The following is an 11,949-nucleotide window of genomic DNA, read 5'->3' as shown; positions in this document are numbered from 1 at the left end:
CGCCCGTCACCCGCGGCCCGTCACCCGCGGCGCCGCTCGATCCGGTCCAGCAGCTCCAGGGACCCGGTCAGCCGGGGGTCGCCGATGTCGCGTTGGAGGGCGATGGTGCGGGTCAGTTCGGCCAGGGCGGCTGCGGGGTCGCCTTGGCGGTGGTGGGACTGGGCCAGGAGGTGGCTGGCGCGGGACATGGCCCAGACGTGGTGGCAGGCGGGGTCGGAGGCGGTGTGGAGGGCGGTGGTGGCGAGGGTGGTGGCGGTGTGGGGGTCGTCGGGGAGGGCCAGTTCGGCCTTTTCGAGGAGGAGGGCGAGGCGGTGGAGGCCGAAGCCGCACTGTTCGGCGGTGCGGAGGCCCTCGCGGAGTGCGGTGGTGGCGAGGGTGGGGTGGTGCTGGGCGCGGGCGAGGCGGGCGCGGGCCAGGTGGAGGAGGCAGAGGTGTTCCTGGGAGCCGGAGGTGACGATCCACTGGGTGGCTTTGTCCAGCAGGCTCTGGGCCATGACGAGGTCGCCGGAGTGGCAGGCGAGGGTGGCCTCGATCAGGTCGTAGCGAGCGACCTCGTCGTTCCAGTCGACGTCACGGGAGGCGTCGGCCAGCTCAGCGCGGGCGCGGGAGACGTAGGCGCGGGCCGGTTCAGGGAGGCCCGCCTCCAGCAGGCATTCGGCCGGGGAGAGCGGGAGGCCGAACCAGACGGGGGCGTCGGCCAGCTGGGCAATGGGCAGGGCGCCGGTGAGGGCGCGGGAGACGGCGAGGATGGGGTCGCGGCGGCTGCCGCGCAGAAGGTCGGCCACCTCGGCGAGGCGGCCTCTGAGGGTGCCGATCATGGCGAGCCACCAGCTGTCGTCCGGGTCGATACGGGCCAGGGCGGCGGGCAGGTCGCCGATCGCGCGGTAGCACCAGAGGAGGCCGCCGGGGTCGGGGCAGGTGGGGAACTCCTCCAGGACGCGGACGCAGCGGCTGTACTGGCCGATCTGCCAGGCGAGGTGCTGGTAGCCGCCCATGCGGAGCCGGTAGACCTCCTCGGCCTCGGCGACATGGCCGGCCGCGAGCGAGTGGTGGACCAGCTCTTCGAGGAGGTCCAGGGTCTCGGTGTGGTCGGGGGGCAGTACGCCGGGGCCGGTGACCAGGGCGCTGTAGTGGCGGCGTATGGCCTGGTGGACGGAGCGCGGGTCGGTGAAGGACCGGTAGAAGTGGTCGCGGACCGCGGGGTGGACGGTGAACAGGCCGGCGGATTCGTCCAGTACGAGGTGGAGTTGGCGGAGGTGGCGCAGGGCGGCGAGGACGTCGCGCAGGTCGAGGCCGTGCAGCGGGCCCGCGATCTGGGGGTTGGTGGCGCGGGTGAAGACGGAGTGCAGCTGCTCGGCGGACGCGCCGAAGCGGAAGATGCACAGCCGGGCGAGCAGGGCCGTCTCCCGCTCGCTGAGCGCCGTCTCGTACGCGTCGAGCACCCGCGCCAGCCGCCGCTCCTGCGGCTCCCCCGAGTCGGCGCGCGGCTCGGGCAGGGAGGCGGCGCCGGCCGGGTCGGCGCCGGCGTATTCGACGAGGTAGCCGCTGAGGTGGTCGAGGGTCAGGGCGTGGGCGCCGTACTCGTCGATCAGGGCGTGCAGCGCGTCGTCGCCGCCGCGTACACCGCGGTCGCGGATCAGGGACACCGCGTCCTCGCGGCACAGCTGGTCGATGTCCAGCCAGCCGTAGCCGCGGCCCTGCCAGGGCACCAACCGGGGCAGCGGGAGGCGGCTGGTGATCAGGCACTTCGTGGCGCCCAGGCCGTCGGCCAGGCGGTCGATGACCTGCGCGAGCAGCCGGTCGGTCAGATCGCCGAAGACGCCCTGGCGGTCGGTGGCCGGGCGCTGCACCCGCTCCAGGCCGTCCAGCACGAGCAGCCTGCGGCCGGGCCCGGTGAGGAGTTCGGTGAGCAGGTAGAAGGTGCCCATGGGGCTGCCGCGCGCGATCGCGCCACCGCTGAAGTAGGCGTAGGCGACCTCCAGGAACTCCTTGACGTCCTGGTTGAGGTAGAAGCTCCAGATGAACAGCTCGTCGGGCGGCGGATCCCCCGCTGTCCTCAGCCGGGCCAGGAACTCCCCCGCCAGCGCGGTCTTTCCCGCGCCGCCAAGCCCGAGCAGCGCCAGCACGCCCGGCTCGCCGTCCTGCCAGAAGCGGTTGAGTGCGGCCAGTTCGTCCGCGCGGCCGACGAAGCTGGGGGCGGGGGGCAGGGCGTGGATGATGCCTGCGGTCAGGGGGCGTTTCGGCGGCGCGGGCTCGGGGGCCACGCCGTGTGGGTCCCGTGAGTGCTGTGGGTGCTGTGAGTCCTGTGGGTCCTGGGACGGCGCGGCGAGCGCTTCGGTGTGCGCCGCGACGGCCTGCGCGTTGATCTCGGCGACCCGGGCGACGAGCGCGCCGAGCTCGTGCCGGTCGTGGCACCAGGCGACCAGCCTGCGGATGCACTCGCGGCGGCTCATGGCCGCCGCGAGCTCCCGGTACACCTCCGGGTAGTGGTCGAAGCACAGGTCCCGGATCTCGTCCTCGGACAGCGCCCGGTCGATCAGCGCCCGTACGACGCCCGCGTTGCGCACGGCGCCGTACGCGTCGCGCCGGGGGCCGCCGTACGGATCGCCGTACGCGTCACCGTGGGGGTCGCCCGTCATCGCGTCGCCGTGGGCGCGAGGCCCTTGCGACACAGCCGGAAGCCGATGTTGGGGGTCATATGCGCGCCCCAGCCGCCCTTCCGCCAGCTGCCCGCCTCACGGGACATCCGGAAGGACACCGTGACCGCCTCGGCGCAGTCCGCCCAGGAGCCGCCGCGCAGCACCCGCTCCTGGCCCCGGGCGGGCCCGGTCGGGTTGGTCCCCGGGCCGGTCCGGTAGTACGCCACGTCGTACCAGTCGGCCGTCCACTCCCACACCCCTCCGCTCATCCCGTACAGCCCATAGCCGTTGGGCGGCAGGCGCCGCATGGGCAGGATGGCGAACTGGTCGAAGCGGTCGAAGTCGCAGCGCTCGGGGGTCGGGGGCGCATCGCCCCACGGGTAGCGGTGGCCGGGCAGGCCGCCGCGCGCGGCCCGCTCCCACTCCGCCTCGGTCGGCAGGCCGTATCGGACCTCGTCGGTGGACAGCCGCTCGCACAACTCCTCGGCGTCCTGCCAGGACACGCTGACCATGGGTTTACGGTCGTACGCCCATGGGCGCCGGGGGTCGTCCCGGCGCGGCGTGCCGAACAGGGTCCGGGAGTCGACCCGCTCGCCGTCTCCGCTGACCCAGTCGTGGCGCGGCGCATGGGCGTGCCAGTCGGTGGCGCGGACGGTCGCGTCCTCGCAGTACTGGAGGCGGATCTTGTTCGCCTCGTGCAGATACCAGCTGGCGTCCACCGCCCCGCTCCGCTTCCGCTTCCGCTGCTCCCGGGGCATCCCGGTGGGCGCCGGCTCCCAGTCCATGAGGTCGCAGAAGGCCGCCCAGCTCACCGGGGTCTCGGACAGCCAGTAGTCGTCGAGCCGGACCGGGTGTACGGGGCGCTCGTCCGGGTCACCGTCGGCGGAGCCCATCGCGAAGGAGCCGGCCGGAACATAGCGGAAGAGGATGCCGTGCTCCTCCACCGCCATCCGGTCCAGCAGAGCGCCACGGGCCTCGGCGATCTCGGGGTCGGCCGGGGCGACCATGCGCGCGCGGTCGTACGCGGTGGCGGCGGTGCGCAGCTCGCCCTGGGCCTCCAGCTCGCGGGCGAGCCGCAGCAGTTCGGGGGCGCTGCCGGTGGCGGTGTGGTCGGTACGCAGCCACTCGTACGCGGGGCCCGCCCCGTACGCGGAGCCCGTCTCGTGTTCGGATCCCATGTCGTGTGCCGATCCCATCGCCTCGCCCTTACCCGCTTACCCGCACGATCCGTGGCAGCCGCCCCCGCGCGGGCGGGCCGATACGTCAAGGATGACGAGCGGATTGCGGACCGCCGCTCCCGAGCGCGCCTCCGCCTGGACCTGTTCGGCGATCCAGGGGTCGGGGGCGTTGACCGAGCCGGCCAGGACGAGGGAGCGTGCGCGGCAGCCGCCGGCGAAGGTGGCGGTCTGGCCGTGGCCGCTGGCCGGGTCGGTGTGCGGAAGGGCCCGTATCGCCTGGAAGCCGGCGCTGTGGTGCCAGATCTCGGCCAGGGAGGTCTCCCGTACGTTGGCGGCGACGAAATCCGGGCCGAGGAAACTGCACGGGTTGACGTCGCCGGACACTGAGATGGAACACACGAGGTTTCCGGCGCCGCAGCCGTAGTTCTGGTGGATGACGGACTGCGTCTCCTGCCGGGAATGCGGGCTGAACGGGTCGATGTGATGCAGATCGAGGGGGTCGTCGGGGCTTTGGCCGCCCAGCCGGGACAGGCCGTTCAACGCCTCGGTGTAATCCTCGAAACTCGGCATCAGCTCCTGATTCCGCTCGGCGACACCGACCGGATACAGCGGCCGGAACACCGCGGTGTCCGCGCCCACTTCATGCGCGAGTTCGGCGCAGGCGTCGATCTCGTCGAGATTGGTCCGCATGATGGTGAACGCCAGGGTGAAACGGGCGTGTTTACGGAGAACGGCGAGGCGGTCGAGCACCTTGGCGAAGGTGCCGGGTCCACGCACCCGGTCGTTGGTCTCGGCGGTCGCGCCTTCCAGGCTGACATTCAGCCAGACCAGTTCACGCTTTCCGAATTCCTTGGCGATGTCCTCGGTGATGAGCAGGCCATTGGTGGTGATACACGGGGCCAGGCCATGGGCCAGAGCCATGTCAATGATCTGGAAAATATCCTTCCGCAGCAGCGGTTCACCGCCGGTGAGCCCGAGCCGGAAGGCGCCGAGCCGCGCCATTTCGGCGAAGAGCCGGTCGATCTCCTCCAGGTTCAGCCGCTTCTCGCGGCGCGGGAGGTCGCCGGCGAAACAGTGGGTGCAGCCCAGGTTGCAGGAGGCGATGACCTCCAGATGGACCGCCAGCGGGCCGGTGAGATGGTCCGGCGGCACGTCCAGGTCATCGTGGACGGCACCGGCGAACCGGCCGTCGACGGTGAAGAACCCCAGGTCGTAGAAGTGCTCGAAGAACCGCTGGATCCGGCCGCGCCGGTCCGCGTCGTCCGTCTCCGCGAGCAGGCGGTCGACGGGGTGCGCGCGCAGCCGCCTCAGGACGTCCGTGGCCTCGGCGTCGAAGGGCAGATATCGCGACGTACGGCGGTCGAAGACCAGGCTGCCGAAGAATTGCGGGATGAGCACCAGCGGGGCCCGTTCCGGCATCGTTAACCTCCGTGAGTTGTCAGGCCGCGCCCGGATCGGAAACGTTGAAGACCTTACGGACCCAGACCCGGCCAGCACCGGTGCCGCCACCAACACCGCCAGCGCCAGCGCCACCGGGAATCCCCAGGCCGGCCGCGCCGAATTCCCTCAGCTTTCGCACCCGATAAGGCTCGGCATTCCGCTCCGGATCCTCCGGCGGCCGCCGCTCGGACCGCTCCACCATGGGCCGCCAGCCATCGTCGTCGAAACCGGGGCGTGTCCAGGCGTCGTCCTCCGGCTCGTCGAGGCAGTATTTCCAACTGCCGTCCGCCGCCGAGAGCACGGACGTCTGCTCGCCCCTGTCAGAGGCCGTGGTCCGCACATGGATGTCGTCATCCTGCTTGTAGAGCCCGGCGAACATCAGCGTGGTGTACGCGGGGTCGTACGCGGCTATCTCGAACCCGAGGACGTGCGTACCGAAAGGGACCAATGGGCGGGACGAGGAGGGCGCCGTGCCGTCGAGATACATCTCGCCCGGGCCGTCCGTCTCCAGCCACATGGTGAAGGGAACTCCGGCCCGCGGATTGCGCCACCGCAGCACCACGCCGCCGCATCCGGCAGGCACCTCGCAGTGTCCGTGTTCCTCGAGGATGAAATGCGGTGATGTCTTGGCGTACCGCGACAGGGAATTGAGTTTCAGCTCACGCTCGTCCATGCTCACCTCTCGTCTCGGTTTTCCAGGCGGTCGGTGAACTCGCGGTGCCTGACGGGGTTGACCTCGCCGACCCGTCGTACGAGGTCCGGTAGCCGATCACGCCGCGCACAGTACTCGATCAGCCGTAGCGTCTTTTGCGATTTGCTCATGCCCTGGGCGAACTCGCCGTACACCGAAGGAAAATGGTCGAGGCAGAGTGCATTGAGTTCATCGTCGTCCAGGGCGTCCATGACCAGTCGGCGTACGTCACCAGGTTGACAGGAGAGCGGTGCGGGGGCCGGAGATGCGGCGTCGGTCGGGGTGGCGGCGAGCCGGGCGACGATCCCGTACGCCGCGCTGTTGGGGTCCTCGGCGATCAGGCCGACCAGGCGCCGCAGCCTCCCCTGGTCCGCCGCCCGGCGCAGGACCTGCGGCCACACCTCCGCCATGGGCGCCGTCCACGCGAACTCGGCGGCGCGCATCCCCGCCGCGAGCACGAAGGCCCGTACCTCGGCCCCCTGGTCGTACGCGGTGAGGAGCGCGGCGAGCAGTTCCCGTGCCTGCGGGTCGTCGGCGACGAAAGGGACGTTGTCCAGCACGCTCATATCGCCTACAGCACCCCCGCCGAGGCAAGCCCCTCCGCCACCCGGGATATCCGGCGTCCCTGATTACGGAATTCCCGCTTTCCGAACTCCTCGACGGCCACCCACCGATGGTGCAGCCCGACCAATTGCCACCGCTCATTGAACACGGGCGAACCGGAGGAACCGGCCTCCGTATCCGTCCAATACTGGATCACATCGTCATCGACATGGCGGACGATGTTGTGGTGCATCCCTATCTTCTTCACCCCGCCGTTCGGATGCTGAATGATGGAGACCCGCTCGCCGACCGAGACCGGTTCGGCGTCCGCCAATTCGACAACGGGAATATCGTCCGGCAGCGGCCCGTCCGCCCGGATCACGGCCCAGTCGTGCGCCGGGTCGCCGGTGATCGTCTCGGGGCGGCAGCGCACCACCGTATGGGCGCGGTGCCGGGCGGCGGTGTCGAGCTCGTAGTGCAGCCAGGCCTCGACGCGCGTCGCGGGACCGGGAGCAGACACAGGACCGTTGTCGTAGAGGACATGGTGGTTGGTCAGCAGCAGGTCCTCGCCGATCCGGAACGCGGTCCCGTAGGCCCGCCCGCCGCTCTCCAGCGTCACCAGCAGCCGCACCACGGCCGGGGCGAGCTCGACCCCGCGCCGCATGAACGCCACATCGAGCAGGGTCGGCTGGTCGAAGATCTGCCGCTCCCATGCGTCGTCGCGGGTGTCGAACCCTTTCCACACGACCCCCGTATCGATCGCCGCCGGGGCCTCCACCACCGGCTCCGCCGCCATCAGCTCACCCAGCCGCAGCGCCACCGCCTCATCGTTTTCCGCCACCTGTTCGAGCAGCGCGCGGAGTCGATTCTGGTTACGGGCCTTGGTGATCAGGTCGTGCCAGACGGAATGCATCGGCCGATCCCATGCGACCGTCGCCGGTTTCACCCCCGCCCGCACCGCGAACTCGACGACCGGCCCTTCCCGGAAATGGATACCGGCGAGGAAGTCATGGAGTTCACGCGACTCCGGCCTGCTCCAGTCGAAGGGCAGTGTGTCGAGAAAGTGCGGCACGGCTCCCAGCATAAGGGAGACGTACGACACGCCCCGGGCCGGAACCGTAACGGATCAGTGGCTCAGTGAGTGACCGACACGGTCACGTCGAGGGTTCCTTTGTTGTCTTCCAGGCAATCGTCGTTGATCCGCAGCTCCAATGCCCCACGGGTCGCGGCTGCCCCGACGGCCGCCCGGAAGCTCCACTCGGGCGCCACGCTGTGGGCCGGCCCGGGCTTTGCGTCTCCCCAGAAGCGCCCCAGCAGCGTTCCGAACCTCGCTCCGGAGTTCACCTTGCAGCTTTTGGCGAAGTCCAAGGACTGGTCGTCGGCCGCGGAAAGGCCGCGCGCGCCGACGTAGGGCAGTTCTCGTTCGCGGTGGTCCACCGTCCAGGTGCCCCTGGTGTAGCGCACGGTCACCCTGTCGCCCTTCCGGATAGGCGTCGTCACCGCCGCCAGCTGCCAGCCCGTGGTCGCCCGCACCGTCACCTTGGTCTTCGTGGTGGTCGGGCCGTCGTCCCGCCCGAACGGGGGCGTACCGGTGACGAACAGACCGGCGACGAGCCCGCCCGTGAGCACAACGGCCCCGGCCGCCACCGCCCACCACGTTCGCTTCCGGCCCCGTCGGCGATCGTCATCGCGGCCGTCATCACGGGTGGTGGGCAGAGGGCTGGCGCTGATGGCGGTCGGCTCCCAACCGCCCGCCCACTGCGCCGGACCGCCCGCATGCGTCCGGGTCTCCGCGTCCGCGATGAGGTTCGACGTCCGTACGGCCTCAGGCGCCGCGGGCGACGGGAGCGGCGCCGCGTACGGGGGCGCCCCCGGCAACGGGCCGGGGTCCACGGCGCCGTCCGCGGCGCCGTCCGCGACCCGCCGCAGGGCGTCCCGCACCGCGGCCGCGGTCGGGCGCTGCTCGGGGGCCTTGCGCAGCAGGGCCTCCAGCACCGGCCGCAGCGGACCGACCCGCTCCGGGATCATCGGCTCCCCGAACGCCACGGCGTGGAGCGTGGCGACGCGCGAAGTACGCCCGAAGGGCGACTCCCCCGAGCTGATGACGCACAAGGTCGCGCCCAGCGACCACAGGTCGGACGCGGGCCCGACCGCGTCCCCGTTCAGCCGCTCCGGCGCCATGAAGTCGGCGGATCCGACGAGTTCACCGGTGGTCGTCAGGAACTCGCCGTCGTCCAGGATCGCGATGCCGAAGTCGGTGAGCACCGCGCTGCCGTCCCGGCGCAGCAGCACATTGGCGGGTTTGACGTCGCGGTGCAGCGCTCCGGCGGCATGGACAGCCTCCAGGGCGCCGAGCATCTGCAGCCCGAGGACGGCGGCCCGCCGCGGCGGCAGCGGCCCGTGGTCCGCGAGCAGGCGGACGAGCGAAGGGCCGTCGATGAGTTCCATCACGATCCATAACCGGTCCTCGTGCTCGACCAGGTCATGCACCCCCACCACATGGGGGTGGGGCACCCGGGCGACCGTACGGGCCTCCCGGACCGCGCGCCGCAGCAGCCGTCTGTGCTCTTCGCCGCCGTCGGTGAAAATGTGCAGTTCCTTGACGGCGACCTCGCGCTCCAGCACCCTGTCACGCGCGCGCCAGACCGTCCCCATACCGCCCCTGCCGAGCCGGTCCAGGAGCAGATACCGGCCGGCGATCAGCCGTCCGGCGCCGCGCTCGCCGTGCGTCGCGATCTCACCGTCCCCCGCGCCGTCCCCCGGCCCCATGCGATCTCCTACCCCTGTGGCGGTGGTGCGCCTCGTGCGGCCGTCCAACGCGCCCGGGCGGTGTGCCGAGCATAGTCCGGCACCCAACTTCCGGCCCAAGTCCCGATTTGATCTCATACGACGTGGACGCCCACACCTGGCCCGGTCGGGCCACTAGCGTTCGCGGCAGTATTCGCCCGGACATACAGCCGGAAGACGGACAGCCGGAAGGAGCCATGGAATCGTGGCGGACGAGGACAAGGTGACCGCACGGCTCAGCCCCGTCCCCGAGACCCTGTTGTGGAACCTCTACCACCGGGCGTACGAGGCCCGGCAGCCACGGACGGTGCTCCACGACCCCAAGGCCATCGAGCTCGTCGACCGCCTCGACTTCCCCTTCGAGAAGACCTTCGGCCCGCCCCATCCACTGTTCGCCCAGGGCCAGGCGCTGCGCGTACGGTCCTTCGACGCCGCCGTACAGTCCTTCCTCGACGATCACCCGACCGGTACGGTCGTCAACCTCGCCGAGGGCCTGGAGACCCAGTTCTGGCGGATCGACAACGGCCGGGCGCACTGGCTGGGCGTCGAGCTCCCGGAGACCGCCGAACTGCGCCGCGCCCTGCTGCCGGACACCGAGCGGCGGCGCACCCTGGCCCAGTCCGTGCTCGACCTGTCCTGGATGGACGAGGTCGACACCGAGGGCGGTGTGCTGCTCACCGCCCAGGGGCTGCTGATGTATCTGCGCCCGCCCCAGGTGCGGGAGCTGATCGCGGCGTGCGCCGAGCGGTTCCGGGGCGGGGCGCTGGTCTTCGACGCCGTGCCCCGCTGGTTCAGCGCCGGCACCCGGCGCGGCGAGAAGCGCCCCGCGTCGGGCTACCGCATGCCCGAGATGCCGTGGGGCCTGAACGCCGGTGAGCTGGCGAAGGTGCGTACGGCCCACCCGGGCGTCGTCGACGTGCGCGAGCTGCATCTGCCGCGCGGCCGGGGCCCGTACTTCGGGGCGCTGACGCCGGTGCTGTACCGGTTGCCCGCCCTGCGGAACATGCGGCCGACGATGACCGCCATCGCGCGATTCGCCTGACGGGCGCGCGTACGTTCAGGCGTCCGGGGCGGGGTCGCTGTTCGACGGCCCCGCCCAAGGCGCCCCGCCCGGTCACTCCGGTCACTCCGGTCACTCCGGCGGGACGCTGTACCGTTCCAGGGCCGCTTTGGACGTCGAGGTGTCCATGAGCCTCAGCTCCCACGGTCCGGTGTTGACGTCGAAGTCCTTGCCGAACCCGACCCACTTGCCCGCCATGCGCCGAACCCGCCCGGCGGAGCGCCTTGGCCAGGTCGTCCTGGCTCATCCGCAGGCCGATGCGCACGGCCCGCAGCGCGTCGTTCGGTACGTGCACCTGAGTCGTCATGACACCCAAAGCTGGCCCCAACCGGCACCTAATGACGCCTAAATGACGCCTATTGAGGGACACCCGAACAACGCCCTCTCTGTCGTCGCGCAGCGACTCATTGCCTCCCCTGCAAAGCTCCGTATGGCCGCCGTGCCAGTGCTTACGCTGCGCACCAAAGACAGTGCGATCCAGCACGCAGCCCTGACCAGGCAGAATGGACAGGTGCCCACACCCGTCGACCCCGTCGTCGCACTCGCGCCCCGGCTGCCGTCCCCGCTCCAGCGGGTGCACGACGAGCGGCTGGCCGGGCGGGGCGTGGAGCTGTGGCTGAAGCGGGACGATCTCGTGCACCCCGCGGTGCCCGGCAACAAGTGGCGGAAGCTGGCCCTCAATCTCACGGCCGCCCTCGACCAGGGGCACTCGCGGCTGCTGACCTTCGGTGGCGCGTACTCCAACCACATCCGCGCCGTGGCCGCCGCCGGGGCAGCGGCGGGGCTGGGGACGGTGGGGGTCATACGGGGCGATGAGCTGGCCCGGGCGGAGCGCAACTGGTCCTTGGCGCGGGCCGAGGGGTACGGGATGGAGCTGGCGTTCTGGGACCGGGCGCGGTTCCGGGAGACGCTGCGCGGGCTGGCGGAGCCGGAGACGGTCCGGGGTCTTGAGGAGCGGTGGGGCCGGTGTTACGTGCTGCCGGAGGGCGGTACGAACGTGGCGGCCGCGCGCGGGGCCACGGAGATCGTCTCGGAGCTCGTCGCGGACCTGCCCGGACTGGGGCCGGGCCTGGGGACCGGCCTGGGGCCGGGCGATGTGGTGTGCTGCGCCGTGGGCACCGGGGGCACGCTGGCCGGGATCGCCGCCGCGCTCCCCGAGGGTGCCCGGGCGCTGGGGGTCGCGGTGGTCAAGGGCGCCCGGTATCTGGACGGCGAGGTGGCGAGCCTGCACGAGCGGGGGTGGGGGCGCACCTTCGAGAACTGGCGGATCGACCACGACCACCACGGCGGCGGCTACGGCCGCGTCCCCGCCGAGCTGGCGGCCTTCGCCGAGGACTTCGAGGCGCGGCACGGCCTGGCCGTGGAGCGCCGCTACGTCGCCAAGATGCTGCGGTGCGTATACGGCCTGGCGGGTGGTGAGCGGCTGCCGCCGGGGAGCCGGGTCACGGCCGTGATCACGGGGCCGGCGGACCCCGTCCAGTGAGTTTGCGGTGAGTTTGGGACAGCGACACGCCGTCGCGTCGGCGCCGGGACCCAGCGGCCGTGCTGGTAGCGCTCGATGCCGAACTCGTGCCAGGAGCGGTAGTCGAGGGCCACCGTCAGGTTCTCGAG

9 protein-coding genes and 1 pseudogene are annotated in these 11,949 nt (G+C 71.4%); 2 read left to right on the top strand and 8 right to left on the bottom strand.

All coding sequences use genetic code 11. The features are described from left to right. Positions 1–20: 20 nt before the first annotated feature. The 7 genes from ACWDSL_RS22185 to ACWDSL_RS22155 form a co-directional block, all read right to left on the bottom strand. On the bottom strand, positions 21–2,639 hold the full coding sequence (locus ACWDSL_RS22185; protein ID WP_450487900.1) for a hypothetical protein: 2,619 nt from the start codon (positions 2,637–2,639) through the stop codon (positions 21–23). Continuing rightward, positions 2,636–3,817, bottom strand: a complete 1,182-nt coding sequence (locus ACWDSL_RS22180; protein ID WP_450487898.1) for an SUMF1/EgtB/PvdO family nonheme iron enzyme — start codon at positions 3,815–3,817, stop codon at positions 2,636–2,638. The genes ACWDSL_RS22185 and ACWDSL_RS22180 overlap by 4 nt, the downstream gene beginning before the upstream one ends. Positions 3,818–3,853: 36 nt before the next feature. Then, positions 3,854–5,236: a radical SAM/SPASM domain-containing protein gene (locus ACWDSL_RS22175; protein WP_450487896.1), complete on the bottom strand. Its 1,383-nt coding sequence runs from the start codon at positions 5,234–5,236 to the stop codon at positions 3,854–3,856. Positions 5,237–5,255: 19 nt separating this feature from the next. Then, entirely contained in the window at positions 5,256–5,930 is a 675-nt protein-coding gene (locus ACWDSL_RS22170) for a hypothetical protein (RefSeq protein ID WP_450487894.1), read from the bottom strand. 2 nt (positions 5,931–5,932) lie between these two features. Next, positions 5,933–6,514 carry an effector-associated domain EAD1-containing protein gene (locus ACWDSL_RS22165; protein WP_450487892.1) on the bottom strand — a complete coding sequence of 194 codons (582 nt, stop codon included), beginning with the start codon at positions 6,512–6,514 and terminating at the stop codon, positions 5,933–5,935. 5 nt (positions 6,515–6,519) lie between these two features. After that, positions 6,520–7,563, bottom strand: coding sequence for a trypsin-like peptidase domain-containing protein (locus ACWDSL_RS22160; protein ID WP_450487890.1), 1,044 nt, complete (start codon positions 7,561–7,563; stop codon positions 6,520–6,522). A gap of 62 nt (positions 7,564–7,625) precedes the next feature. Then, positions 7,626–9,260 (bottom strand): serine/threonine-protein kinase, encoded by a 1,635-nt coding sequence (locus tag ACWDSL_RS22155; protein ID WP_450487888.1) that lies wholly within the window; start codon positions 9,258–9,260, stop codon positions 7,626–7,628. 223 nt (positions 9,261–9,483) lie between these two features. Between ACWDSL_RS22155 and ACWDSL_RS22150 the strand changes: the two genes are divergently transcribed. Continuing rightward, positions 9,484–10,320 (top strand): class I SAM-dependent methyltransferase, encoded by an 837-nt coding sequence (locus ACWDSL_RS22150; protein WP_450487886.1) that lies wholly within the window; start codon positions 9,484–9,486, stop codon positions 10,318–10,320. A 90-nt stretch (positions 10,321–10,410) separates the two neighbouring features. Here the strand turns inward: ACWDSL_RS22150 and ACWDSL_RS22145 are convergent. Beyond that, a pseudogene (locus tag ACWDSL_RS22145) lies at positions 10,411–10,542 on the bottom strand (XRE family transcriptional regulator); the annotation flags it as partial. A 307-nt stretch (positions 10,543–10,849) separates the two neighbouring features. Between ACWDSL_RS22145 and ACWDSL_RS22140 the strand changes: the two are divergent. Continuing rightward, positions 10,850–11,821 (top strand): 1-aminocyclopropane-1-carboxylate deaminase/D-cysteine desulfhydrase, encoded by a 972-nt coding sequence (locus tag ACWDSL_RS22140; protein ID WP_450487884.1) that lies wholly within the window; start codon positions 10,850–10,852, stop codon positions 11,819–11,821. The last annotated feature ends 128 nt before the right edge of the window (positions 11,822–11,949 follow it).

It is taken from the genome of Streptomyces sp. NPDC000941, from assembly GCF_053599555.1.
Note: the sequence above shows the minus strand (reverse complement) of the source record. Positions and strands in the feature narration are given on the sequence as shown.

What these genes read in the sequence shown, in the direction of transcription:
- ACWDSL_RS22170 (WP_450487894.1), bottom strand. Translation starts at nt 5,930, where the DNA reads ATGGACGAGCGTGAGCTGAAACTCAATTCCCTGTCGCGGTACGCCAAG.
- ACWDSL_RS22155 (WP_450487888.1), bottom strand. Translation starts at nt 9,260, where the DNA reads ATGGGGCCGGGGGACGGCGCGGGGGACGGTGAGATCGCGACGCACGGC.
- ACWDSL_RS22185 (WP_450487900.1), bottom strand. Translation starts at nt 2,639, where the DNA reads ATGACGGGCGACCCCCACGGTGACGCGTACGGCGATCCGTACGGCGGC.
- ACWDSL_RS22175 (WP_450487896.1), bottom strand. Translation starts at nt 5,236, where the DNA reads ATGCCGGAACGGGCCCCGCTGGTGCTCATCCCGCAATTCTTCGGCAGC.
- ACWDSL_RS22165 (WP_450487892.1), bottom strand. Translation starts at nt 6,514, where the DNA reads ATGAGCGTGCTGGACAACGTCCCTTTCGTCGCCGACGACCCGCAGGCA.
- ACWDSL_RS22180 (WP_450487898.1), bottom strand. Translation starts at nt 3,817, where the DNA reads ATGGGATCCGAACACGAGACGGGCTCCGCGTACGGGGCGGGCCCCGCG.